Genomic DNA, 26834 nt, shown 5'->3' on the forward strand with positions numbered 1-26834 from the left:
ATAATCCTTCTTTGAAACAAGAGGCCTACATGACAATAAGATATACCCTTAAGCTTGCGCACATTAACGACACCCATTCACATTTCGACCCTTCTCGGGTGCAATTTTTACTTACTGAGCAACAAAAGCAGTATGAAGTGTATAGTCATAGTGGTGGTTATGCGCGCATTGGCTATCACGTTGAACACGCGCGTAAGCAGGCAAAAGCCTCGCGGCAATCCTTCTTATTTCTCCATGGCGGCGATAGCTTTCAGGGCACTCTTTATTTTAATCAATTTAAAGGTGTGGCCAATGCCGACCTATTAAGACGGCTTAGCCCAGATGCTATGGTGCTAGGCAATCATGAAGTTGATGCGGGCAACGGCCCAGTAAAAGACTTTCTCGACGCTATCGACTTCCCGCTATTAGCGGGTAACATGGATCTGAGCCAAGAAGAGGCTAATAAAGAGGCGCCACTGAGAAATCATCCACGCCTATTTGACTATGCTTACCAAGAGAAGATAGCCAAAACTTTACTTAAACCGCTTGGCGATACTCAAATGGCGATCATGGGAATAACCCTAGATCAAATGAAGCTGATCGCGCGCCCCGATGACGACACGCTATTTGCCAATGCCATCGACACCACGCGAAATACCGTTAATGCATTACACCGCCAAGGGATAAAGCACATAATTGTGCTGAGCCATTTGGGTTGGGACATGGACAAGCAACTGGCAGCGTCAGTTGATGGCATCAGCCTTATCGTGGGCGGCCACTCCCATACCCTGCAGGGTGATTTTGCCAGTCTAGGCATTAAGGCCCTCCCCTATGGTGAGCGCATCAATAACACCCCTATTTTGCATGCTGGTAAATACGCCGAAACATTAGGGCTGTGTAATATCGAATTTAATGCCCAGGGTGAAGTTACCGCCCTTGATGGCAGTAACTATTTTATGCTCGATAAACACTTAATCATCGAATCAGAAGAGCAAATCAATCCCGAGGTTTATCAGCAGCTGTGGCAACAACTCGATGACCACCCCCATGTATTATGGGATGAACAAGACGATGAAATACATAGGGTTATTCAGCAGCAATATCGCCCAGCGATCACCGCGCTGGAACATCAAGTGCTGGGTTTTATTCCTCGCAACTTAGTTCATACCCGCTTGCCCAGTAAGGCACTTCCTCACGGCAGTGAGATCGCCCCTTGGGTATGTAAAAGCATTTATCATGAAACCAAGCGGTTAAACACTGAGCTCGACTTTGCCCTACACAATGCCGGCGGTGTGCGTCAGTCGTTAAATAAAGGTCCGGTGACCATGGCCGATGTATTAGGCCGCTTATTGCCCTTCGCCTTACCATTAGTGCAATACCGAATTCAGGGAAAGTTTTTATATCAGACTATAGAATCGGCGATTAACTCGGCAACAAATAACAGTATTTCTGGTACTGGGGCCGGTAGTTTTCCGTACACTTATGGTTTGCGCTATTGCTATGATGGTCGCCGCCCCATAGGTGAACGGATCCTCACGCTAGAGGTGTTAAGGATCCAACATGAGCAAAAGTTATGGTATCCAGTGAGCCTCGATAGCTATTATTATGGTGTCTCATCAAACTATACGGCGTCAGGCAAGGAGGGCTACCATCCGCTGCTCGAAGCGCAGTGGCAACATCCTTTAGAGGAGTTAACCCTACCTAACGCATTCATTCGCTTTATGGAACGTCAGCAGGGGTTAAACGGATTATTAACACCGCAAGTCGAATACACCAGCCATCTTTGGCCTTAAGCTTAGCCCTAGTATTTAATTTAACAAAAGATTATGACAGCGTTTTTGACAAGTAAAAGGCTTGGAATACTTGGCCACACTTCTCTTGATAACGCCTGTGATGCAAGTTAAAGCCTTGGGAGATAAATAGGGCGTGCGACAGCCTAGAGGCATCGACACTCAAACGGTTAACACCTGTTTGCAACGCCCATCGCTCAACGGTTTGATACAGCGTCTTTGCAAGTCCCTTCCCTTGATATTCAGGCAACACATATAAGCTGTCGATATAACCACGGCTATGAAAATGGGTTTCAACATTAATAAACCCAACACATAGCCAATGTTCACCCACATACTGCTCAGTATCAACCATTAGCCAGGCTGCTGTCCGCGTCAGTCGCTTATGCCAATGGTAGGCCGATCTTGGTGCCGCTGACCAAGCCTGTTTTTGCGCCGCGCTGTAATGGCACTCCGCAATCTGTTGCACTGCACTGTGGTAAAGTCGACTGACTTGCAAGGCATATCCAGCCTGATAAGGGATCACACTGTACATAGATAGTTAAGGTAGGCTTAAAGTGACGCTAGTTTGCATTAAATCGAGACAAAAAAATAGCACCGATAATGGCATATCGGTGCTATTAAAAGAATAGTAAGCAGACGGGTTATTTTTTATCGATACGGCCAACAAATAATAATTCATCAAAAGTGCGATTCAGTGTTTTGCTAGTGAAATCATTCATCCACATCTGCTCTTGCACGACAACGACATCACCTTTGGTTAATTCGACCTGAGGGCCAGCAGCCCAAAAGGTTTTATCCGCTTGTTTAATCTGTACATAGGTATAACCACCTGCATTCATGGTGTCGAGCACTTTACCTTCATGCACAATACCCGCCGCCCATGCGCTCGAAATACCCAAAGCCAGAGTAGCCACTGCAACCAAACGTACTAATTTAGCTATCATCATATTTCCTTATCTAATTTAAGATCACCTTTGCATTAAAGCATGCCTTAGGTGATAAATCTTTAGTCGATTCAGGGAAATTGCCTAGCAATACTAAAGTTTTAGAGCAAGCTCTCATTCCCAAATATTAAGGTTACTGTTTGGGAACTAATAGCGGCGCAAGCATTTCCTCTAATCCATTGAGTTTGATCTCATACATCAAGGCCAACTGTTGACCTAGCTTGCCCTCAGGAAATCCTTTGCTATGGAACCAAACTAAATAAGGTTCGGGTAGCTGAAGTAACTTACGTCCGGCATATTTGCCAAACGGCATGGTTTGATTAATTGCTTCGAGCAGCAGCTTGTCATCCATTGAGTGTCCTCATCTGGGAGCCATTTGGGAGGGCTATTGGAACATAAAGTACCATCCCTGCCTAGCCTTGGATGCTTCCCTAAGTCTTAAGTCACACCCTAATCACCCAGCTGTCTCCATAAGAGATATATTAAATTTGAATGTAAAACCTAAACACCAAAACAAATTAACATATAAGCAACCCTGTTTATCTACCTATGCCATATCCATCCGAGTCATCTTCCGTATCATAACGTCATGCAAAACATATAACTCATTGTTAAAAAACATATAATAAAAAATTAAACCACTGCGACGATTAGCGCCAACTTTTTGCCGCTCATCCATGTAGGTCAATATAATGGCGCCTGCCATTATCAAAAAAAGTGTCAAAAATCATACTGTTGACGGATAACACATTAGCCCCTAAATTAACAAACAAGATCGATTCAGCAAGGCGTTAAGTAGCGTCCCCCTCAGGGATTTACGAGCTAAAAATCAATAACATCGGCAATCATTCACAGTCGAGAGGAACGAAATGATCATTTTAGTTGGCGGTGAAAAAGGCGGCAGCGGCAAGAGTTGCTTAGCCCAAAACGTAGCTGTATTTCTAACGATAGAGTGTGGCGCCTCGGTTATCATGGTTGACTGCGATCCCCAGCGCACCACATCAGACTGGATCCAAGCGCGCAATAATAATCGCGATTTAGCCAGTATTAACTGCGTGCAGTTGTACGGTAAAATTCGCAACGACTTGCTCAGCCTAGAACAGCATTATGATTTCGTGATTGTTGATTGTGGCGGACAAGATAACTTAGCCCTTCGAGCGAGTATGTCTGTGGCCTCTCATGTATTGATGCCGCTCAGACCTAAACGCCGCGACCTCAAAACCGTAAGCCATATGGACGATATCGTCGCCACGTGTATGATGATTAACCCTAACATGCGCGCTTCATTTGTTATCACTCAATGCCCTAGCCTGCCTAATCAGGCCAATCGCATTATCGAAGCCAAAGAAGTCTGCAAGACCTACGATATTAATGTACTCGATGCGATCACTTACAGTCGTAATATTTATGATGACAGTGAAGAGTCAGGTTTATCCGTTATGGAAACCGACCCAAAAAGCAAAGCCACCGACGAGATCCGCACTATTGCCTGTGAAATGTTGCAAGCTGCCAGTGCCACGGAAATACGCAAGCGTCTCACCAAAAAGCAGATGGATAAGTTAAGAGGTAACTATGGGACTGGCGGATCTCAAGAAAAACGCTACGCAGTGTGAACAAAACAATGGTCAGCGACAGGCTAAACAGGTTTCGTTAGATGCATTGATTAATGACTTCATTAATGATGCCGACCATTATGCCAGCGGACGCCCCGAGCACAGTCGCACCGCGGCACAAGTCATTGCACTTGAAACCGGCTTTAATGGCGTACGCGAGCCACTAACCTTACCCTCAAGTGCGGCTGTAGCGCAGCGTAATAAAAACGTCGCGCCCTACCGAAAAGCGACCTTCACCTTGAGCGAGTCCGCTATCGCCCATCTGGCTGAATTAGCCGATGGCTGTGATATGGCTAAATCAAAGTTAATCCGCTGTTTGATTGAACATCATTACTCACTTAATGACACCGAACGTCGACAAACAGAGCAATCAATGCATGTCGATTAACTCTAAACGTCAATCAAATAACGTAACAGAGACTCAAAACTCGCGTTTGAATACGAAAAAATACACTTTACAAAGACAGTAAGCCCCCTATTTCTTCCAACCTTTTCTGGCAGTGAACTTTCCCAAATAGTTCATCCACGCTGCCAGCTTTTTTTTGTTTCAGCCACTTTACTGTATTGATTACCATCTCATGAAAGCAAACCTACCGTTACCCTAATTAGGCAAGGCTCCCAAACCACAATTCAAACAAGACAAGACCTTCAATTTAGCGGATGACAGTCCAACGACAAGGTTGTAGTAACAAGCACTTGTAATGCATTTATCGGGACTCGGGTACTCAAGGTGACTTATGGCACACCACCAAAGACAACGCACCTCGCCCTTGAAAACCCATTGCGCGCCCAAATATCAATCATATCGAATAAAGGAGATTGAAATGCTGGCGATTTTTCTCATAGTCTTGCTTAGCGGCGCAGCCATTAGCTATATTTTGCTCAAGCCAGCATATATCAGGTTTAAACGGCACAAAATTAAGGCTCAACCTTTTCCTCGCCATTGGCGCACCATAATCAAACGGCGTATGCCCTATTTTCGCGCTTTACCGAGTAACTTACAGTCACAACTTAAACAACACATCAAAATTTTTATTGCCGAAAAACAATTTATTGGCTGCCAAGGTGTCGTGATTGATGATGAAATCAGGGTCACTATTGCAGCACAAGCATGCCTGCTCTTGCTCAATAGGAATACAGACTACTATCCCAAATTGAAACAAATATTGGTCTACCCTAGCCTCTTTATCGTCAACAACTCACTGCGTAATACCGACGGCGTAGTATGGAATGGACAAAACGTCTTGTCGGGAGAGTCATGGGAATTTGGCAAGGTGGTTCTGTCATGGGATACCGCGAAAGACGATGCCGCTCAGCCTAATAATGGCCATAATGTGGTTATCCATGAATTTGCCCACCAGCTAGACCAAGAGGATGGTCACTCCAACGGCGCGCCTATTTTAGCCTCCCCCCGAGATTACGCCACGTGGTCTGAGATAATGCGTAAGGAATATGCAACCTTACAATATCAAGCTGAACATCGGCTCCCCTCACTGTTTAACTATTACGGTGCGACCAACCCGGCGGAGTTTTTTGCGGTCGTCACTGAAACTTTTTTTGAGCAGCCAGAGCCATTTTATCAACAACATCCAGCACTCTATCAGCAGATGAGTCAGTTTTTTAAGCTCGATCCTGTCAACTGGCATTAATAGGATTTCACTTTAAAAGTGGATCTAATGACCTAATGTCATAGACAAACACAGATTGGTAAGTTGCGCAAAGTGGGTAAAACGCTCAAAGTCATCTTGAATAATTGGCCTATCTGAACTGTGGCGATCCGCATACAAAATACCAATCACTTTATTGTCGATGATCACTGGAGCCAACATAAACCCCGTTGCCGAGGTATGCTTAATGAGTTCGCTCGTAATATGCAAACGCCATTTATCTGCGTAAGGATTATCGATTAACAGCGACAATTTGCGATCTATACAGTCAGAAAAGACACTTTTACGCGGCAGCAGCTCAATAAGCAAATCATGCTTCATCGACTCGGCGTTATCACCCAACACAATGCGCGGTTGCAAGCGTTTGCGATTTGGCGACAACAACATGACACTACATCGATCGAGCCCTATACCCATTAACATCCCCTCCAAGGTAATGCCAATGACCTCATTAAAGTTAGCTCGGCTCATGGCGCAGTCGGTTAATTGGCAAAGCTTATTCATTTGTACGGCGACATTCGGTTGACGTAACGGGTTCATTGCAGCAGCCTGATCCATCGGCAATGCCAACTCCTTAGTACTAGGTAAATAATCCACTAACACGTGATCGCCATAACTTTCGGCTAACTTTTGGGTGGCGTCACTACAGCTAAGCATACGATTTTTAAATTCATCTATATCGATAGCTAACATATCCGCCGCCTGCTTTATCCGCTTATTAAGCATGATAATGTCGATAGGATTAGCTTGCATCTGCTCACTGATCTTATTAGCTAAAAAAACAGCCCTGATCTCCGGCATACGGTCATCGGGGTGAGATAACGACTTTACCAATACATCACCTAAGCCCCAACTTCTTGCAATACCTATCGACAATTGGTTAAAAGAGGTGCCTAAATGCTCGCGTACTAGGCCGCTTTGCAATGCAGGTTCGGCGAGAGTTAAGTCGGCGTCGAGCCGCTCGGTGATCTCTCCGCCCATACTCCAAAAGGCACTTTCGCCAAGATGATAAAGTAATGCCGCAACAAACACCTCTTCTTGTAACTCTTCATCGTGCTCAATAAGCATCATTTTAGCCAACATTGCCGCCTGAAAAGCGCGCGCCATTAAACTCAGCAGACGTTGGTATACAGGCTCAGATAAGCCCTTGTTATCTAATAGACTACTAAGGAGTTTAGCGGTGATACAGATATTACGTATGGTATCAAAACCTAATACCACAGCTGCGCGGCTGATCGTAGTGACATGGGAGATGCCCTTATTGTATATCGCACTATTCGCAACCCGTAATATGCGCGAGGTTAGCGCATTATCATGCATCACACTACGACCTAAAATGGCCAAGGAGGAGGTATCATCTTTGGCCAGTTTCTCTAACGATTTGACCATAGATGACAGCGCAGGCATCTCTTGTTCACTGATGCGTTTGGCCCAATAATCGGTGCCTTTACCTGGATTATTAGCCTTCAATGGTGACTCGACTCTAAGAGAAATGAAATAGGGTCACAGCGCCATAACCCACACTAAGTAGCCATAAGTATAGACACACAAAAGATTAACATAACAGATACATGCAAACATGACTTTATACTTTTGCACTACATCACAGTTTTACCATTTTACTTAGCACATTGGGAATGAGTAACCACAGGCTTCACAACTTAGCCGACAGCGAGTGACGGCATCTATTAATGTCGATTCCTATGTAAAAAACTGCATACAATACTGACAGATTATTGTTTCAAACGAGTATGAGTAAATACGGTCAGAGGGTTTTAAAAAGAAAGGGAGGCAATAAAAAAGGCGACTCAAGGTAGGCCGCCAAAACACGCTAAATTATCTATCCAAATTGGATGAAAATAAAAACCTCGCACTGCACGTAGGACACAGTGCGAGGAACAACCGCTGTAAACTACAGCAAGTCGAAAGGGTTACCCTTAGAACTGCTCTTCTTCGGTAGAGCCTGTCAGTGCGGTCACTGAAGATTGACCGCCTTGAATAACATTAGTCACTTTATCGAAATAACCAGTACCCACTTCTTGCTGATGCGCCACGAAGGTATAACCTTTCTTCGCCGCGGCAAACTCCACTTCTTGAACTTTTTCAACATAGTGCTTCATGCCTTCGCCACGAGCGTAGTCATAAGCAAGATCGAACATGTTGTACCACATGTTATGAATTCCGGCTAAAGTGATAAACTGGTACTTATAACCCATATCAGACAGCGCTTGCTGGAAGCGTGCAATAGTGGCGTCATCCAAGTTTTTCTTCCAGTTAAATGAAGGTGAGCAATTATAAGCAAGCAACTGATCTGGGTATTGCGCATGGATTGCTTCAGCAAAACGGCGTGCTTCTTCTAGATCGGGCTTAGCGGTTTCACACCAGATAAGATCGGCATAAGGTGCATAAGCCAGACCACGCGAAATCGCTTGCTCGATACCTGCATTCACGCGGTAGAAACCTTCAGATGTACGCTCACCAGTAACAAAATCAGCATCATATGGGTCGCAATCAGAGGTCAGTAGATCAGCAGCATTGGCATCGGTACGTGCAATAACCAGCGTTTCAACGCCACTTACATCGGCGGCAAGACGTGCAGAGACCAGCTTCTGTACCGCTTCTTGAGTTGGTACTAGTACTTTACCACCCATGTGACCACATTTTTTCACTGACGCTAGCTGATCTTCAAAGTGAACACCGGCCGCACCTGCGTCAATCATATTTTTCATTAGCTCGTAAGCATTCAAAACACCACCGAAGCCGGCTTCAGCATCGGCAACGATCGGTAGGAAGTAATCAGTGTAACCTTCATCTTCTGGATTAACTTCGTTGCTCCACTGAATTTGGTCAGCACGACGGAACGAGTTATTGATACGTTGTACGACTGCTGGCACTGAGTTCGCTGGGTATAGTGACTGATCTGGGTACATGGTGCCCGCGAGGTTGGCATCGGCCGCGACCTGCCAACCTGAAAGGTAAATGGCTTCGATACCGGCTTTAGCTTGTTGTACTGCCTGACCACCCGTTAAAGCACCTAGCGAGTTAACATAGCCTTTTTTCGCGCCGCCATTAACCAACTCCCATAGCTTGGCAGCACCGCGAGTTGCAAGAGTATTTTCTGGCACAATTGATCCGCGTAAGGCGACTACTTCTTCCGCTGTGTAAGGACGACGAACGCCTGCCCAGCGAGGATTTTCAGCCCAGTCCTTTTTTATCGCATCAATTTGCTCTTGACGTGAAATCTGTGTAGTTGCCTTAGTCATAATCATCTCCATAAGTGTGTTAGGATTCAGTGCCAATCAATACTGCTTCATTCCAAAGGCGCTAAATATTGCGAGTTGGGGTAACCCATTTACCCCATTTATTCAAATTAAATTAATAGGTTAAATCGATAAAACTAATCAGCCTGCGTTAAAATTTCATAACCTGGTAATGTTAAGAAGTCGACCAGCTCATCAGAAGTGGTGATCTGCTCTAGCAGCACCGCCGCTTGGGTATAACTACCACGGGTAAACCTATCAGGCCCGACTTCAAGTTTGACGTTGGCTAACTCCTCAACGAGCATCTCTTTAAATAAATCCTTAGTCACCAGTTTGCCATTGGACAATTTCTGCTTATGTTGGATCCACTGCCAAATAGAGGTGCGAGAGATCTCAGCGGTCGCAGCATCTTCCATCAAACCGTAAATAGGCACACAACCATTACCATTGATCCAAGCTTCGATATATTGCAGCGCAATGCGAATATTGAGGCGCATACCGGCTTCGGTTCGCTCACCGTCACAGGGAAATAGCAGATCTCGGGCTAAAATCGGGGCATCGACATCACGAGTGATATGCAATTGATTGACATGATCTTCACCAATATATTCGTTAAAAATACTCATAGCCGTATCAGCAAGACCAGGATGCGCCACCCAAGTACCGTCGTGACCGTTGCGCGCTTCGAGCTCTTTATCGCCACGAACTTTGGCTAGTACCGCTTCATTTTGCGCTGGATCTTTAGCAGGAATAAATGCTGCCATTCCGCCCATGGCTAATGCACCACGCTTATGACATGTTTTAATCAAGAGTCGAGAATAAGCACTCAAAAATGGCTTATCCATGGTGACGGCTTGTCTATCAGGTAATACACGATCTGGATGGTTTTTAAGGGTTTTAATATAGCTAAAGATATAATCCCAACGACCACAGTTAAGCGCTACGATGTTTGAGCGCAGTTCATAAAGGATCTCTTCCATTTCAAACACAGCAGGGAGAGTTTCAATCAAACAGGTACATTTGATGGTGCCCGGTGTTAAACAAAAACGTTCTTCAACAAAGGCAAATACCTTGGCCCACCAGCGCGCTTCAACATGGCTTTCCAGCTTAGGAATGTAAAAATAAGGTCCACTGCCTTTTGCCAATAGTTGACGATAGTTATGGTAAAAATAGAGACAAAAATCGAATAGCGAACCAGGAATAGGCTTACCGTTAAACTCGACATGCTTTTCAATAAGGTGAAGGCCACGTACGCGGCACACCAATACAGCAGGATCGTCTTTTAAGGCGTAATGTTTACCCGTTTCCGGAGCGGTAAACTCAATCTCACCGCGCACCGCATCACGTAAATTAATTTGACCTTCAATCACCTTAGACCAACTGGGGGCCAGTGAATCCTCAAAATCGGCCATAAACACTTTAACGTTAGCATTCAGGGCATTAATGATCATTTTACGATCAACTGGGCCAGTGATCTCAACCCGGCGGTCGGTTAAATCATCAGGAATACCACGGATTTGCCAGTCGCCATCTCTGATAGCGCGAGTTTCAGGCAAAAAGTCAGGTAAACTGCCCCCATCAATCACTGCTTGCTTAGCTTTGCGAGCAGCTAATAACTTAGGCACTTCATCGGCAAACTCACGACATAACACTTCGAGTAAACTCAGTGCCCCCTCATTAAGTATCGTTTCTTGTCCTTCAACACTTTCACCCGTAATGCGAATGGATGTGTCCGTCTGCTCTTTATTTAATACTGGTTCAGTCATCCTGATATCTCCCGAGTGCATAGCATAGCGTCGCGTCTTAATGTATGTATTTAGTAAGCTCTAATTCATTTGATTCTGCCTGCTGAAACTCGTTATTCGCGGCAGTTTGTTTCTAAGGTACGACGTAACACAATTAACAACCCACCAACCTAAACCGCAGCGACTAAATGTCGCGATGATCATGAGTGAAGCGGCTATACATGTACCTTTTGAATAAAACCTACTAACAAAAGGTTGTATTTGCAACAGTCAACTCAAACATAAAATTAACAACAAGAGCAATTCACACCACAATAAAATTGGTATTACCAAACACAACAATCAACCCAGAATACTGATAATAAAAGAGTTTAATTAACAACAACCAAATATCACTTAACGCTAACTTAAGTTGTCTGACAATTTGACCAAGCTGCTACCAATGAAACTTACAACGTAATTTAATTACACCTAGTAACAACAAAAATACACAACAACAAGCTTCAGTAAAAGCTACAAAGGGTCAAGTATGTTTTGATTAACCTTATAGGCAATCATCGAAAAGAGTTTAAAATCAAACTAATAAGAGAAAATATCCTCACACCAAAATCAAACGATCGTTTTAAAGTTACGTTAACGTAAAGGTCAATAACCGCACAACCAGCGCTACGCAACATAACCGCAACGTTTGTCGATCAACATCACAAAAAACATTGGTTAACCAGCACTTTTTTATAAAAAATCGACTTTGATACATATTTAGTTAAGTGAGTAGCCCATTGTTAAATGAACCAGATATAAACAACTCCTATGATATGAGGAAAAAACACATAAAGCAGACTCTGACTTTAAGCTGAGTTCCTCACAAGCAGAAAGAACATCAGCAAAGAGCAAACATCAAAGAGCAAACATCAAAGAGCAAACATCAAAGATGTGAATATAGAGGTAAATTAACCGCAGATTTAAAGTGGGTGTAAACCATAACCATTAACAACCTAGCTTTTAAAAAGAAAGTTAGTAAAAATCATTGAAAAAATTGCCAAACTCGACAAGTAAATTAGCCCTGGTGATTTGTAGATAGGATCATAGTCACATGAAAAAGCTATATACCGTTCAGTAGCCAAATCTAGTATTTGGCCTTTACTGTTAAAGTGCCGAGCCTTGGCATAACAAGCCGCTAAGCTGGACTGCTCACTGTTTAGCGGCCTTTGAAGGTTATTGTTAATCTTGTATTTGTAATGTTCTGGGGCTTGAGCCTGCGCTACGAAATCCGCACTCTCCTCCCCCTCCTGAACGCTTTATACCTTAATTTTTTTCAGTTTTAGATTATTGCAGTTCATAGCCGCAGCCAGCGCCACGCCTAGGGCTTTTATAAGATCAAAGATCTGAAAAGATAGAAGTTTTTTTCAGTGTTTTACAGTTCCATACAGGCGCTGTGAGAGCATGCGGAATTACCAAAGCCGCATAGTTGTTGGGTTTTGTCTCGTTTACGTGAGGTTTTCATGCGTTGGGCTGCAATTATGGGTAACGATCGAAATGATTTAAAACAGTGAGTTACGCAAAAATAAAACTGAAATGAAATTAAACTGATTTACTTGCGAAACAATAAAGCGACAAGTGACAAGTGACTAGTTGTGGTCAAAAATCTTAGTTGCGTGGGCAAATTGTGGACATAGGAGTCAAACTCAAAGTTGAGCACTTACTTAATTAGGTTGTATTCGTCAAATACAAAAAAGCCGCTAAACCCGTCTGGTAGGGGTTTAGCGGCCTTTTGAAGGTTATTGCTAACCTTGGTTTTGTTGGTGGAGGCGGCGGGGCTCGAACCCGCGTCCAAAAAGCCTACATCCTCGGCGCTACATGCTTAGTCTCTCTTTTGGTTAACCAAGTACACTCCGAAAGACAGGATTGCAATTGGCGAGTTCAGTACTGTTTCGCGGTTCACCCCTGAACGTGGTTCCCTCGCTATCAAATGTAAAGGTGACCATCTTATTACTCTGCCCATTTGAGAAACGTGAGCAAGATGGCTAGCTAGCCTAAGCTGCTAGAGCGTAGTTATCGTCGTTTGCAACTATAACTGTGCGGCTTTTTACGAGGCCAACCGCCCCTCGGCATGCTCCTAGGGTTTCGTGAATCTTGTCGAATCCAGAATCGCCCCCAGTACAATATGATTGTAACCGTGAATGCCTCTATTACCAAGGATTAATCCAGTAGCTACAATCGATTGTTGTTTATCTGTACGTTTTCACCTATTTAAACAGTCGATTATCTTGGATTACTGTTGAACAGCTTTTTTCATCGTACGAGATTTTTCAATCTTCCATTCGCGCTCTTTGGTATCGTCGCGCTTATCGTGCTCTTTCTTACCTTTACCTAAACCAATCTCAATTTTTACCCAGGCACCTTTGCGCCAATACATAGAGATGGGCACTATGGAGTAGCCTTGACGATCGACTAATCCCTGTAGTTTGTCCAACTCTTTGCGATTGAGCAGTAGCTTTCTGTCGCGCATGGGGTCGCATACAACATGAGTTGATGCTGTATTAAGTGGGGAAATGGTACAACCGAAAAGATAAGCTTCACCATTACGCAAGAACACATAGCTCTCGGACAGGTTTACTTTTCCGACTCGGATAGACTTTACTTCCCAACCCATTAAGGACAAACCAGCTTCAAATTTTTCTTCAAATTTGTAATCGAAAGTTGCGCGTTTATTGCGTGCAATCGTCGCTGATGGATTTTTTGAGTTTTTTGCGTTTTTCTTAGCCATAGGCCAGCTATTATACGCGCGGCGATTTAATTTGGAATTGGCTGAAGAGATTATTTCTGTTTTTTGTTGGGTTCAGTGAACGTATTGATGGTTTTTCACCCAGTTTTACGCGGTGCAGTGTAGGTGATCCTTATGGCTGGTCGTGTTAAAATTGGCGCCAGATTTTTATTTGTCAGCCCGATGGTGTTAGGTAAAGCGAACATATGGCCAAGATTTCCCGCAGTGTATTAGTGCGCTTTAGTGCGATGCAGATGTATGAGCTAGTAAATGATGTTGAGTCTTACAAAGAATTTCTACCTGGCTGCGTTGGTGGCACAGTGCATGAATTTGACGGTCAGACCATGGTGGCCTCTGTCGATGTTTCCAAGGCAGGAATAAGTAAGACCTTTACCACTCGAAATCAGGTTATCCCCGGTGAACGTATTGAGCTGGCTCTAGAAAATGGTCCATTTAAGCATTTAAACGGCTGTTGGGTATTCACGGCATTAACTGAAGATGCCTGTAAAGTCGATTTTGAACTCAATTTTGAGTTTTCCAATCCCATGGTAGATATGGCATTTGGTAAGGTGTTTAAGGAGTTAATGTCATCTATGGTCACGGCTTTTACTAGCCGAGCAAAAGTCGTTTATCAATCTTAGTTTACTGAAGGAAGTTGAGTCACTATGATAGAACAAGAGAGTTTTGCAGTTGAAGTGATCTATGCGCTGCCGACACAACAGAAGCGTATTACGGTAACGGTGGCTCCAGGCACTACGTGCATCGAAGCGGTTAAACAGAGTGATATATGCCGTTTTTTCCCTGAGATAGATCTTAAAAATGTCAAGCTAGGTATTTTTAGCCGTGCGGTTAAACATGATGAGGTACTTCAGCCAGGGCAACGAGTAGAGATTTATCGCCCGCTGATCGCCGATCCTAAGGATGTGCGCCGCAAGCGTGCCGAGAAAGCCAAAGATGAAGGCCGCGCTAATAAAATTACAGGTGGCCGCGTAAACTAACCAAGCTTGTTAAATTGGTTGCAATAAAAAAGGTTCTTAGGCTTATGCGTTAAGAACCTTTTTATTGAAGTAAACGCCACTCATTTTTTAAATAAGCTTAGTTAAATGAGCTTAACTGTGTCATTCAAATTCTTGCTGTTTATTCAGCTCTTGTGTTTTTTTCTCTTCAACCAATGGCTTAGTATCTGGACGTTGTTCCGGGTTTAGTGGCACCAAGTCACCTTGCTCACTAACCAAAGATCTCATTTCAGGTAAAGAGCTTTGCTCCAGTGGCGTAGCAAACTCCGGTGATAATTCATAGTCGCCAACCACTTGGGTCAGTTTATCTTGCTCGAAGTGCAGCACTAACTCTTTGTGTATGATGCTAGCGTCACGACCACTTTTATAATGGTAAACATAGTACCAAGTATCGTCTGCGAAACTATCGCGCAATACGGGACGTCCTAAAATATACTCTACTTGTTCTTTGGTCATCTCGATACGGAGTTTTTCAACTTGCTGAGTTTCCATATAGTTGCCTTGAGGCACATCAGGTTTGTAAATCAGCCAGTCAAAAACACTGCATGCACTGAGTGAAAGTGATAATGCGGCAACGCCGAATAGAGTAATGCTGTGCTTTTTTATTGTCATTGAAATGCGCTACTTCCCTAAAAATCTGCTAGCCATAATACCCAAGCTATGACCATGCTGACAAGCGCTATCGTTATTTAATCAGATAAGACGCATGCCGTTAAAACAAGCTGTTGAGCTAAAATGGACTATCAAATATCCCTTGAGTCGAATGCTCAGTCTGACAGGGATTAAACCAATAAGTTTCTTGTCTCAGTTGAATAATCTACTGATGGCTGTCTAATCTCCCATTTTTAACTGCGGTTAAAAATGGGAGGATTGCCCCCCCTTGAGCAATGATCCATTACGTTATTACTTTACCTCAAACTTAGCATGGGTGTAACGAACCAGAGGATTAACACCTTAATCGCCTATCTATTACAGGTAACAGATACAAATGAATATAACTGGAATAGAGGAACATCACACTTGTTGATGACGACTATCCCCTTAATTTAGGTAAAGTGGGCTGTATGCTTACACATTTACTCAACCGAGTTATTAACAAGTATTTGCAATGTTAATAATTGTGGTAAGTTAAGTCATAAATGTTGAGCCGGTAATTTGTGAGCGTTAGTAACGCCTTGTGCCAATGACAAACAGCCATATTCGGTATCGTCACTGAATCTGAAGGTAAATGATTAACGTCAAAATGGGATTGATTGAGTAATGAAGTCTAATATAAATGTGGGAAGTTTAGTGTGTGTTGGCACAGGGCTCAATCTAGCCGGACAGATTAGTGTCATGAGTCAAAGTCATATTGAACAGGCAGATGTGGTGTTTTGTTTGGTGCCAGATCATTTTGCACAATCTTGGCTTGAGTCCCTTAATAATGATGTGCGTTCATTGCAATGTTATTACGCTCAGGGCGATGAAGTAAAAAACCGCCGCGACAGTTATCAGCAAATGGTTGATGCTATTGTTGATGAAGTGCGTGCCAACAAAAAAGTGGTGTGTGCACTTTATGGCCATCCTGGTGTGTTTTCTTGTGTATCACACATGGCTATAGCCAACGTTCGACAATTGGGGTTTAGCGCTAAGATGGAACCCGGAATTTCGGCAGAGGCCTGTTTATGGGCCGATTTAGGGATTGATCCCGGTAACTCTGGCCATCAGAGTTTCGAGGCAAGTCAGTTTATGTTTTATTGCCATACGCCCGATCCAACGGCTTATTTGCTACTTTGGCAAATTGGCATTGCTGGTGAACATACCATGACCCAATTTCACACCAACGCCGATAGACTACAAGTATTGGTTGAGCAGTTGAGTCAGTGGTACCCACTTGAGCATGAAGTGGTCTTATACGAAGCGCCTAATTTACCGATACAAGAACCACGGATAGAGACTTTGTTATTAAAAGATTTACCCAACGCCATGTTAACCCCAATTACCACGTTATTGATGCCACCATCGCAGGCGTTAACGATTAACCATGCTGTACTGGCAAAATTAGGGATAACAGCGGCCGAGTTAGGATAATGCGACTGCCAGTGCAACAAACGACAAATATTAAATTCAACATAAAATGGAGAGTAAAAAAGATGGCAACAATAAATGAGTTTTTTGAACAATTAGGCTCAGATGCTGCATTATTAGACGCATATAAGCGCGATCCTAAAGGAGTGATGAAAGCGAATGGTTTAAGTGACGAAGCAATTGAAGCCATTATGTCTGGCGATAAAGCACGCATCGACCAGCTGGTAGGGCCGAGTAAAAAGAGTGTCATTTACCAAGTCGTATATGCGCCTAAAGATAATAATTAAATTGAAACGCTATACCTTAATTTTCTTAGCCTTATTAACCACGATCTTACCAAAGATCGTGGTTGCGGACGTGGTGCAAAATATAGATGCATCATTGGATGCGCTCGAAGCGGCTGTAGCTTCTAAACCAGCCGATTTTGAAGCCCTACAGCAACAATTAAAACCTCAACTAGACGACTATTCACAGCAACAAAAGATCCGTTTTTGGGTACTTAATAGCGTCTACCATATCTATCAGTCTGACTATAACAGTGCGCTGGAGATCTTAAATCAAGCCGAAGTGTTGTCGCCCACCAATAGCACGCTGACGTCGATATATTTGTACAAAGCAACAGCATTAATCGGCTTAAATGCTTTTTCACAAGCTCTCGATGTCATGGAGAGGAATTTAAGCCGCATAGAGTCCTTAGATGATGTGCAGTTAAAAGCCAGCTCTTATATACGGCTTGCGGCATTATTTCTTGAAATGGAGGCCTGGGAGGAAATAGAAACCTACGCTAATCAGGCCTTGCGCCTTAATAATCGTCAAAATCCTAGAAATCATTGTTATGGGCTACTGTATATTGCGGTCGCCAAACTGAAAAAAGATCAGTTAAATAGTGCCTATCAACAATTTAATGACAGTATGAATTACTGCCATGATAATAATTTTATGATGATTGAAGCTATGTCACTTAAAGGGATTGGCGATGTCGAACTCAAACGAGGAAACGTAGAATCTAGCATCATTTTTTTAGAAAAAGCATTACAGGCCTATGAACCATTTCAATATCAGATTGAGATTAACCATATACATTCACTATTGGCTATGGCTTATAACCGCCTAGGTAAGCCACAGCAAGCTCAATATTATGCTGATCTTGTTATCGCAGCACCCAGCCATGGAATTAACCTTCAATACCAAAAAGATGCTTACAAAGTACTGGCGGCCTTATCGCAACAACAAGGCCAATTTGAATCAGCCTATAACTATTTGAATCGCTATCAAGAGATCAGTGAAAATTTACATAATGAAACTAAAGCTAAGGCTTACGCCTATCAATTAGCCAAATTTGATAATGTAGAAAAAACACGTGAAATCAAAATGCTAAATCAAGATAGAGCCTTGTATACAGCACAGCAAAAAGTGATGGAGCTACAACGCTATAAAGAAAGTATGGCACTCTTAGTTGCATTAGGGTGTTCGGTGTTTTTTATTATTTTCGGCGCTACCATGTTTTTACAAAAACGAAAATACAAACGTGTCTCAGAACTCGACCAGCTAACCGGTATATTTAATCGAGGAACCGGACAAGATCTCGCGGAAAACTTATTTATCGATGTGATAGCCCGTCAGGGAAAGTTTAGCGTGGTGATGTTTGACCTCGATAATTTTAAAGCCATCAATGACACTCTTGGTCATGGGACCGGAGACTGGGCCTTAAAGCATGTGGCTCAAGTTGTCCGTCCATTGTTAAAGAGCCGCGATCTGTTTGTGCGTATGGGCGGAGAAGAGTTTGCGCTATTTCTTCCTGATGCAGATGCTGATGTTGCATTAAATATGGCAGAGCAATGCCGTGCGGCAATAGAAGCCATTAATACTAAACCACATTATAGTGATTTAGTGATAACCGCCAGCTTTGGTGTGACAACGAATATCGACACTGACTTAAGCCTTGACCCCATGATGAAACGAGCTGATATCGCCATGTATCAAGCTAAGTTGCAGGGTCGTAATTGTGTGGTCGAATACCAAGAAACAATGTCTATGATCGCAGCGATAGCTTAAGTACTTAACTAGCCCCCTAACCTTTTGCACCTGATATTAATCATCTAACGCTTCCTCTGTTCATTTTTGTTTAACAGCCCCACCATTAATGGCAACAGGCAGCTTGAACCGCTGCTAGCATACCACTTAGACGCAGCCCTAAAAACAACCATACTAGCCCATTAATGCAAATAAACAGCATAGTGGGTTACCCAAAAGACAGTGGCCATTGACGTGCTCAGCGCCAAGCCAACACAGGCTTGTCCAGTGATGCCTGTACATTCGCCGTTAAGTACAAGCGACTTAAATAACTAAGGCACTAATTTATTAAGGTAAAACGGCTAATACTACTGCAAAATGGCGCATGGCGATAAGCGGCAAACGAGTCACTCCCAGTGTTACCGCATCCACCAGCCAGTAACCACCGACCAACACGGTTAAGCTAATGGCAACATGTTGCAACCAATACGGTAGTCGTCGCTGCCCATAACGCTAACTCAGAGTGCGCCCTAGCGTACTTAGCGGATAAGTACAGCAAAACAACAGCAGGATAGACATAGTCAAGAGTGGCCAGAAAAATCGCCAAACTAAGTAACATAAAAAAGAATTGACACAATTAACCTTATTCAGGCTTCATCATGTCAATTCAAACGCAATGGCAGATAAGCTTTGACAATTTTATCGCGCACCATATTCGCAAGCTTAAGCGTTTACTCTTTGTGAGTCGGCAGTTTGATTTGTCCCCGCTAACACCAACAAGCCTGCCAAGATCCCAAGGTTTTTAACGAAGTTTTGCATCTCGTGCGCGCCTTCTACCCCGTTGAAATTCCAAAAGTCATGCAAACTAAAGTTAATCACGATAACCAAACCAGCCAATAACAGTGAAGCCAATCCGGTGTAACGATTTAAGATTAACGCTAATGCCGCAGTAATTTGGAACACACCCGCAGCGGCTAATAACACAGGTATCATCACCATATTGTGCTTTTGCATCAGCGCCACATGCATATCCCAGCTGATGAATTTCATCATCCCAGGTAACAAGAAATAAAGTGCCAGTAACACCCTGCCGATGGTGACAAATATTGGGGCCATATTATTCAACATGATTCTCCATTAATCAGTGTTAACCAACTTATTACAACTGCTGACCATTAACATGCAAACTCACGTCGATATTGTTACGTACCGCATTCGAGTATGGGCATACTTGATGAGCCGTGGCGACTAATTTAACCGCTTGTGCTTGTGGTAAATCCAGCATCACGCTCAACGCTACACTTAAGGCAAATCCACCTTCTACACGCGCACCAATCCCAACATTGGCCGTCACTGGCGCTGCAGTTAAATCGATTTTAGCTTCGCGGGCAACGTGTAAAATCGCATTTGAGAAACAGGCACTATAACCTGCGGCAAACAGTTGCTCTGGATTTGTGGCTTCGCCGCTGCCGCCCATCTCTTTTGGATAACTAAGCATGAGAGCTAGATTTCCATCATCGGTGGCGACATGGCCATTGCGTCCTGCACTCGCTGTGGCACTGGTTTGATATAAGGTTTTCATCATGTTCTCCTTGAATAAAATTATTATCAATGCACAGCCCATTGGCTCACGGCCAAATAACTGCCGCTTCAACATCTACGACAACTAGGTTGTGCGCAACTGATTAGCTTATTTATAACAGCAAAATAAAATGCACGCAAACTAATTGCGCACAACTATTGTGCCAAAATAGAGATTATTCTTATCGAAAAAAGCGGTTAACAGGCACGCCTAGTCAACACCAACCGAGTCGCCACACCGCTTTGTCTTTTAATTCACGCCAATTTATGGAGTATTGCTTGTGACTTATCACCGCCTCGATAATACACAGGGTAATATTGCGCTGTTCATCTAACTCGACTTCCACAATGGTAAAGTGCTTTTCACGGTTAATGGGGACCACTTTGGTCCATTTACTATGCAGTAATTTTTTAGGATTAACGTTATTCATGCTGAGTATACGCATGGGTGCGACGTTTAGTTCAATAGGTATGCTGATCATTAGGATCTTTTGCTGTTTAATGGTTACAGCAAAGAGTTTAGGGCCGACAATATCGCCTATCACCACTATGGTGCTTACCGCGAATTTAGACGTTATGAAGTAGACCTTAACAAGCGTTTTAGTTGCAACTTATACCACTGCGTAACCTACTACTTACCAATACGCACCTTACTATTGAACAACAAAAACTCAAAAACTTTGATCTCACGCATTAACATTTACTAGACAGTCTATTTCATTAGTCCTATTGTAAAAAATAGAGCATATACTCTAATCATTTCACGATATAGCTGGAGTCACAATGGTTGAAATAATTGATGTAAACGGAACCCAAGTGCATGTCCAAGGCCAGGGCGAACAGACCATCGTCATGCTTCACGGTTGGCCTGACACCTATAGGCTCTGGGATCCCCAAGTAAAAGTGCTGCAATCGAACTATCGCTGTGTCAGATTCAGTCTACCTGGCTATGAAAACAGCCAATCACGCACCTTATATACGTTAGAGCAGATTGTTAACCTTATTGATGCGGTTATCACAGCCGTCAGTCCCAATCAAAAAGTGGTGCTCATGCTCCATGATTGGGGATGCTTTTTTGGTTACCAGTTTTATATGCGCCATCAAGAAAAAGTAGAAAAGATCATTGGCGTAGACATTGGCGATGCTGGCTCTGCGGAGCACCAATTAAGCACTAAGGTGAAAGCCTTTATGTTTGCTTACCAGATGTGGTTAGCGACCGCTTGGAAAATCGGTGGTGGCTTGGGTGATACCATGACGCGCAAAATGGCCACATGGCTGCATGCTCCTGGCGATCAACAACTGATCAGCGCTTCGATGACCTACTCCTATTACTGGAAGTGGAGCCGCACCTTAACAGGTAAACCTTTAGGCCATTTACCCTTAGAGATTAAATGCCCACTGCTGTTTTTATACGGCAAAAACAAGCCAGGCATGTTCCATTCTGAACCTTGGGCGAAAAAAATGGCTGCCAGAGAAGGTAACCAAGTTATCGACTTCGATACGCGCCATTGGATCATGACTGAAGCCCCTGAAAAATTTAACCAAGCTATTATTGAGTGGTTAGCCAAATAACACTCTCGTGCTCAGTGCAAGCCCAAGCATTGAGCACATTTATCCTTACTTATTAGCCACTTAGAACCAGGTCACTACAACTTAATATACCCACTCTCTAGCTATAGGGCTTTAAAAAGACGTTTTCTCCCCCGTTATATTAGCTAATTGACCCATTTTATTCAGTCTCTCCAACATATGCTTTTGACTCTATTTCAAGCTAAAATAAATGTGCCCAGCGATAGATATTGGCTCAACGATATCATCAAACCTGAGAATATTTTATTTGATAAGTCTCTGTGCCTAAGCCATTACCAAACTGGTGCAATAGAGTTTGCCGTGAACCACTAACATAGACCACGATCTTAGCGTTTTGACGATGTGATAGCTAAATTGTGACGTGATGGGAATCGATGTTGTGCAGAAAACATAGTGGTTTGGCTTTGTTCTCTAGCATGGAGAAAGCTGATCGGTTAATGAATCTAGCTAATATTATTTAGCGTGGCCTAGCAACAAAAAACCACCGATTAAGGTGGTTTTTGTTATCAATAAAGCTTATACCAGTTTCATCTCTTGGATGATTTCATGGGCAATTTCTGGCGTGGTGCTGACAGGCTTTTCATGCAGATCGGCCTTGAGTTGCCCTTTTCTATGCTTGAGCGCTGCATCAAGTTTCTTGGCCGCAGTCGCTATAGCCGGATACATCACTTCACCACTACCTGAAGCTGAGATTCGGCTACCTTCATAATTTGTTCTAAGTTCGGCTTGATACTCGCCATGTTCTTTGGAAATAATGACATCGAGTGAAATTAACGTCGGAAAATGTGTCGCGATTTTGGAAAACTTTTGATTCACATGTTCTTTGATCGAATCGGTAATATCAACGTGGTGACCTGAAAGATTTATTTTCATAGGTTTTCCTTTTAAAAATGACTTCAATAATGAACTTGGGGCAGCTAGCTGAAAAACAAGTCGCTGATGCGTTTTTTTTCAATTTGACCTCAATTAATCATGGGTCAACAACCAGTAGATCTCCATTCATTGCCCTGCTTCATATGTAACGCCGTTACCGTTTAAAAGCAAGCCTGTTTGCTTAGATATTGATAATAAAGCAGCTATATCACTCATAAACGGATAAAACTAAACAAAAATTAATCTGCCCCTTTGCGCTCAACTATATTCACGTTATACACATCAGGCTCCAAACCTAGTTGCCTTCATTGAATTTTGAACCTGTTAGGCTAAAGTTTCAGCATCAAGCTATCACTATCGCAACTTTATGCAGCCCATAAAAATGGGGGCTATCCACCTGGGAACAGCTTGGCGAATCCCCCCCTAAAACATCATCACGCTGATCTGATTTATCAACGCGCTAACGCGAGCTCAGCTATTGCAGCAAACTCACATCATCAGCAAAACCACTAGTCGGCATTGGCTGTGCTTTTAAAGGAGAAACGACTTGCTCCACTAATTGCGCTTTTAAATAGCTAATGGCTTTTTCAAGCTGGGCATCATGGCCATTGAATGTCGCGAGCGGTAAATTATCGACCTCAATATCTGGACTAATACCTCGGCCTTCCACAATCCAGCGACCATCCATGGCATACTGTGGATACTCAGCAACACGCGCCATACCTTTATCGGTAAGCGCGTTGCGACCCGACAACCATACACCTGCGCCGGCGGTTTGTTTACCAATCAATGGTGCAATGCCTAACGCCTTAACTCCCGCAGAGAAGGTCTCCCCATCTGAATAGGTCAGTTGATCAGTCAATACCACAATGTGGCCACGGAAAGCTTGTTGCATATTGCTATTGGGAGTGCCTTGGGTGGGCTGCCAGAACATCCAAGCACGGCGCAGCAGTTTTTCGATGATCCAGCTGTCGATGTTACCGCCACGATTACGACGCACATCGATAATTAATCCCTGTTTGTCGATGTTGGCGTAAAATTCACGTGCAAAACTGGCGATATCACCGGCGCCCATGGCGTAGAGATGCAAGTAGCCGATATCACCTTGGCTGTTATCACTCACCTTCTGGCTATTATGATTCACCCAATCTAAATAGCGTAATTTGGCATTGGTCCGATTATCAATGGGCTCAACCACGGTTTTAATGCTGTTTTTATTACGCTTTAACGTCAGTAAAACCTGCTTATTGACCTGATTACGTAAAGCCTTGGCGACATCGGCTACCGTGTTAACGGATTTACCATTAATGGCGCTGATGATATCACCAACTGCGGCGTCAACCTCTATACGGCCTAAAGGCGAAGCATGGCTAGGTAACTCGGCATCATTTTGATAAATATGGCTAATACGAACCCCATGCTTAGTTTGCTCCAAACGTGCCCCCAAATTAGCCGCCTTGGGCTGCTTAGCGTCAGCGGGGAGATCGCCACCATAAACTTGCGAATGTAACGAGTCTAATTCGCCCATCATCTGCTTAAAGAGATCGTTAAGTTCATGGCGGTCAGTGAGTCTTGCCAACAATGGTTGATATTTAACTTTCGTTGCTTGCCAATCGAGACCGCGCATGTTTTTGTCAAAAAAGGAATCTCGGTGCATGAGCCACGCATCTTCAAACATCTGCTGCCATTCTAGCGGCGGCGAAATCGCCAGTTGCCACTGATCGGTACGTACTTTAGCGCGGCTAATATCTGTTGGCAGCTTCTCGGCGGTATCGAGGATCAGCATCTCTTGCCCAGCGTTACTGTGCCGACGGATAAACAGCTTACTGTCATCGGCTGATAAACTATAGCTGGCGACATCATCGCCAAAGGTCTCAACTTTAGGCTTAATAGGATCAAATTTAATCCACTTTAGCGAAGGAGCCGAGTCAGGTGTAACCGAGTGAGACAGCACATATAACCCCTTATCGGTCACCTGCAGCTGACTATAATTGCCAGATTCAACCGGAACTTGCCATAAACGTTGAGCCAATCCTTGCCAATCGACACGCGTTTTTATGTCATCGTCTTGCTCTTCATCAGGCTGAGGTGTCAGCTCAGTGGGTTTACTAAAGGGGAACTGCGCATCAGCGCTTAGCGCCACGGCAAACAGTTGGCTGCGATTATCGAACATAGGGCCCATGTTACGGTCGCCCCACGGCGAGGTAGGAGTCGCTTTAAATGCACGATTAGATATGAAGTATAACCACTGACCGTCGTCACTAAAGGCGGGGGAGAAGGATTCATATTTATCGCTAGTCAGAGCCTGTGCTTTCTCTTTTTTTAATGAATACAGCACGATTTGCGGCCGTAATTGACCTTGTTCATCTTTGGTGATGGCCATAAAGCGACTGTCATTTGACCATACCACATCACGATATGGCCCCAATCCTTGGCCTTGAGTGATGATCTTATTGTTACTGCCCTTTTCTATGTCGAGTAGCCACAGATTGCCATCGTAGTCATCGTGGGCGATATAGCGCCCATCGGGTGATAAATGCAGCCCCATGCGTAAAGTATGGCCGTTGGTAGTCAATTGCTTCGCTTGTCGGCTGCCATCGGCAGCAAAGCGCCAAATCTCCTGCTCTCCAGAGGCATCGCTAATACCGTACACCCATCGGCCATCAGGGCTCATGACCCCGTGTCGCACGCGATGATCACCCGGTAACGCCAACTCGACTAAGCGCGAACCATCCGTGCCCGCTATCGCCACATGGCTTCGCGCAGTGACCACCACTTTGTCGCCTGCAGGCGATAACTGGGTATCGGTGGCAAACTTCATCGGCTGCGTAACCCAATGTTCACGTCGCTGTGGAAAATCAGATGTCAGCCGTATATCGAGGGTTTGCGTCTGGTTAGTGGCAATATCATACAATTGAATGTCCGCCCCTTGTTGGAACACAATACGGCCATTATCCATACGGGCACCGCGCACTTGCCAGTCACTAAACTGTGTGTGCTGACGTTCGTCATCGCCGTTTAGGGCCATCGACCAGATATTATCGTTACCACTGGCATCACTAACAAAATACAGCCGATCTTGCCACAACATGGGTTGACGCACCGAGCCTTTATGAGTCCCTGTTAGCTTTACTGCTTCATCTTGGCTACCTAAGGTATAGCGCCACAGCTCACCTTTGGCGCCGCCACGATACACCTTGGCATTATCGCCTGTGGTTTGCAGACCAAAACGGGTGAAATACAGCGTAGCTCCAGTATCATCGATAACCCCTTCAATCGCATCGGCTAACGGCAAATCTTTAGTGGTTAAGCTGACAGGATCGACACTTTTAAGGACCCAGTAATTAGCCGGACCAAACGCATTGTCGGTGGCGTAAAGCACCTGGCCATCGGCGGTCCAGCCCTGCACTCGCACTCGGCTATTCTCAAAACTAACCCGCTTGGCTACACCGCCCTGAATAGGAATAATGTACACCTCACTGGCGCCATCATAATTGGCAACATAAGCAACCCATTGGCCATCTTTAGAGATAGCGGCGCCCAGTTCTTCTGCTGGCAAGCTGGTAAGCCGGCGAGCTTGAGGATCGTTTAAGTGCTGAGTCCACAAATCGCCTTCGGCGGTAAATACCAAGGTATTATCTTTTAAGGCTGGGGCGCGATAGTAGCCCTGATTAACCAAGTTCGAGGCTGCATCGGAGGCAGCGATAAGCGGGGTCGTGTGTAAGGTGCCTAATGCAAGCACGCAAGAGGCAAAGAGATGACTTAATTTCATATTCGGCTCATTTATTTGTTTTATCTCGTTTTTATTAGGGTAACAAGGTAACAAACTTTACCGAGCCAGGCAGTAATTTATCAGCAAATAATTATTAGCAAATGTGTCCAATTAAGTTAACCACAGCCCCTGCGGGCTGTGGACATTATGCCTGTCG

General features: G+C 44.0%; 24 protein-coding genes and 1 other RNA gene. 10 read left to right on the plus strand and 15 right to left on the minus strand.

Annotation, left to right across the window (positions count from 1 at the left end):
* Positions 1-29 precede the first annotated feature (29 nt).
* Positions 30-1772 carry a bifunctional metallophosphatase/5'-nucleotidase gene (locus DN599_RS04580; RefSeq protein WP_110456441.1) on the plus strand — a complete coding sequence of 581 codons (1743 nt, stop codon included), beginning with the start codon at positions 30-32 and terminating at the stop codon, positions 1770-1772.
* A 31-nt stretch (positions 1773-1803) separates the two neighbouring features.
* On the opposite strand, the gene DN599_RS04585 is transcribed toward DN599_RS04580, so the two are convergent.
* From DN599_RS04585 to DN599_RS04595, 3 genes are all read right to left on the minus strand, one after another.
* Positions 1804-2268: a GNAT family N-acetyltransferase gene (locus DN599_RS04585; protein WP_338054419.1), complete on the minus strand. Its 465-nt coding sequence runs from the start codon at positions 2266-2268 to the stop codon at positions 1804-1806.
* A gap of 145 nt (positions 2269-2413) precedes the next feature.
* Positions 2414-2716 carry an NrfJ gene (locus DN599_RS04590; RefSeq protein ID WP_110456443.1) on the minus strand — a complete coding sequence of 101 codons (303 nt, stop codon included), beginning with the start codon at positions 2714-2716 and terminating at the stop codon, positions 2414-2416.
* Between the two features lie 133 nt (positions 2717-2849).
* Entirely contained in the window at positions 2850-3068 is a 219-nt protein-coding gene (locus tag DN599_RS04595; protein ID WP_110456444.1) for a DUF3820 family protein, read from the minus strand.
* A 517-nt stretch (positions 3069-3585) separates the two neighbouring features.
* Here DN599_RS04595 and DN599_RS04600 point away from each other — a divergent pair.
* The 3 genes from DN599_RS04600 (at position 3586) to DN599_RS04610 (ending at position 5978) form a co-directional block, all read left to right on the plus strand.
* Positions 3586-4329, plus strand: a complete 744-nt coding sequence (locus tag DN599_RS04600; RefSeq protein ID WP_110456445.1) for an AAA family ATPase — start codon at positions 3586-3588, stop codon at positions 4327-4329.
* Complete coding sequence (locus DN599_RS04605; RefSeq protein ID WP_110456446.1) at positions 4289-4717, plus strand: CopG family transcriptional regulator; 429 nt, start codon at positions 4289-4291, stop codon at positions 4715-4717. Before DN599_RS04600 ends, DN599_RS04605 begins: the two co-directional genes overlap by 41 nt.
* Before the next feature lie 436 nt (positions 4718-5153).
* Entirely contained in the window at positions 5154-5978 is an 825-nt protein-coding gene (locus tag DN599_RS04610; protein WP_110456447.1) for a M90 family metallopeptidase, read from the plus strand.
* Between the two features lie 24 nt (positions 5979-6002).
* On the opposite strand, the gene DN599_RS04615 is transcribed toward DN599_RS04610, so the two are convergent.
* The 5 genes from DN599_RS04615 to smpB form a co-directional block, all read right to left on the minus strand.
* Complete coding sequence (locus DN599_RS04615; protein ID WP_204165103.1) at positions 6003-7403, minus strand: HDOD domain-containing protein; 1401 nt, start codon at positions 7401-7403, stop codon at positions 6003-6005.
* Between the two features lie 530 nt (positions 7404-7933).
* Entirely contained in the window at positions 7934-9259 is a 1326-nt protein-coding gene (gene aceA, locus DN599_RS04620; RefSeq protein WP_110456449.1) for an isocitrate lyase, read from the minus strand.
* A gap of 134 nt (positions 9260-9393) precedes the next feature.
* A complete protein-coding gene (aceB, locus tag DN599_RS04625) occupies positions 9394-11022 on the minus strand; it encodes a malate synthase A (protein WP_162599147.1) in 1629 nt (542 codons plus the stop codon).
* A 1779-nt stretch (positions 11023-12801) separates the two neighbouring features.
* Positions 12802-13157: a transfer-messenger RNA gene (gene ssrA / locus DN599_RS04630) on the minus strand.
* Between the two features lie 116 nt (positions 13158-13273).
* Complete coding sequence (gene smpB, locus DN599_RS04635; protein WP_110456451.1) at positions 13274-13768, minus strand: SsrA-binding protein SmpB; 495 nt, start codon at positions 13766-13768, stop codon at positions 13274-13276.
* Positions 13769-13971: 203 nt separating this feature from the next.
* Between smpB and DN599_RS04640 the strand changes: the two genes are divergently transcribed.
* Both DN599_RS04640 and DN599_RS04645 read left to right on the plus strand, forming a co-directional pair.
* The gene (locus tag DN599_RS04640) at positions 13972-14406 is read left to right on the plus strand and encodes a type II toxin-antitoxin system RatA family toxin (RefSeq protein ID WP_110456452.1); all 435 of its coding nucleotides are present in this window, start codon (positions 13972-13974) and stop codon (positions 14404-14406) included.
* A 24-nt stretch (positions 14407-14430) separates the two neighbouring features.
* Positions 14431-14763, plus strand: a complete 333-nt coding sequence (locus DN599_RS04645; RefSeq protein WP_110456453.1) for an RnfH family protein — start codon at positions 14431-14433, stop codon at positions 14761-14763.
* Positions 14764-14883: 120 nt separating this feature from the next.
* Here the strand turns inward: DN599_RS04645 and DN599_RS04650 are convergent, their stop codons facing one another.
* Positions 14884-15393, minus strand: a complete 510-nt coding sequence (locus DN599_RS04650) for an outer membrane protein assembly factor BamE (protein WP_110456454.1) — start codon at positions 15391-15393, stop codon at positions 14884-14886.
* A 666-nt stretch (positions 15394-16059) separates the two neighbouring features.
* Between DN599_RS04650 and DN599_RS04655 the strand changes: the two genes are divergently transcribed.
* The 3 genes from DN599_RS04655 (at position 16060) to DN599_RS04665 (ending at position 18903) form a co-directional block, all read left to right on the plus strand.
* Positions 16060-16851 (plus strand): SAM-dependent methyltransferase, encoded by a 792-nt coding sequence (locus DN599_RS04655; RefSeq protein ID WP_204165104.1) that lies wholly within the window; start codon positions 16060-16062, stop codon positions 16849-16851.
* Positions 16852-16913: 62 nt separating this feature from the next.
* The gene (locus DN599_RS04660; RefSeq protein ID WP_110456456.1) at positions 16914-17135 is read left to right on the plus strand and encodes a hypothetical protein; all 222 of its coding nucleotides are present in this window, start codon (positions 16914-16916) and stop codon (positions 17133-17135) included.
* A gap of 1 nt (position 17136) precedes the next feature.
* Entirely contained in the window at positions 17137-18903 is a 1767-nt protein-coding gene (locus DN599_RS04665; protein WP_162599148.1) for a GGDEF domain-containing protein, read from the plus strand.
* A 306-nt stretch (positions 18904-19209) separates the two neighbouring features.
* Here DN599_RS04665 and DN599_RS19055 read toward each other — a convergent pair whose 3' ends face one another.
* The 4 genes from DN599_RS19055 to DN599_RS04680 form a co-directional block, all read right to left on the minus strand.
* On the minus strand, positions 19210-19344 hold the full coding sequence (locus tag DN599_RS19055) for a hypothetical protein (protein ID WP_275425999.1): 135 nt from the start codon (positions 19342-19344) through the stop codon (positions 19210-19212).
* Between the two features lie 240 nt (positions 19345-19584).
* Positions 19585-19989 (minus strand): DoxX family protein, encoded by a 405-nt coding sequence (locus DN599_RS04670; RefSeq protein WP_373317378.1) that lies wholly within the window; start codon positions 19987-19989, stop codon positions 19585-19587.
* Positions 19990-20020: 31 nt separating this feature from the next.
* Positions 20021-20443 (minus strand): organic hydroperoxide reductase Ohr, encoded by a 423-nt coding sequence (gene ohr, locus DN599_RS04675; RefSeq protein WP_110456458.1) that lies wholly within the window; start codon positions 20441-20443, stop codon positions 20021-20023.
* Positions 20444-20657: 214 nt separating this feature from the next.
* Positions 20658-20873: a TIGR02450 family Trp-rich protein gene (locus DN599_RS04680; RefSeq protein ID WP_110456792.1), complete on the minus strand. Its 216-nt coding sequence runs from the start codon at positions 20871-20873 to the stop codon at positions 20658-20660.
* A gap of 352 nt (positions 20874-21225) precedes the next feature.
* On the opposite strand from DN599_RS04680, the gene DN599_RS04685 reads away from it, so the two are divergent.
* The gene (locus DN599_RS04685) at positions 21226-22014 is read left to right on the plus strand and encodes an alpha/beta fold hydrolase (protein ID WP_110456459.1); all 789 of its coding nucleotides are present in this window, start codon (positions 21226-21228) and stop codon (positions 22012-22014) included.
* 534 nt (positions 22015-22548) lie between these two features.
* Here the strand turns inward: DN599_RS04685 and hpf are convergent.
* Positions 22549-22905 (minus strand): ribosome hibernation-promoting factor, HPF/YfiA family, encoded by a 357-nt coding sequence (gene hpf / locus DN599_RS04690; RefSeq protein WP_110456460.1) that lies wholly within the window; start codon positions 22903-22905, stop codon positions 22549-22551.
* 475 nt (positions 22906-23380) lie between these two features.
* Complete coding sequence (locus DN599_RS04695; RefSeq protein WP_110456461.1) at positions 23381-26677, minus strand: S41 family peptidase; 3297 nt, start codon at positions 26675-26677, stop codon at positions 23381-23383.
* Positions 26678-26834 lie beyond the last annotated feature (157 nt).

The organism is Shewanella algidipiscicola, assembly GCF_900380485.1.
Taxonomy (GTDB): Bacteria; Pseudomonadota; Gammaproteobacteria; order Enterobacterales; family Shewanellaceae; genus Shewanella; species Shewanella algidipiscicola.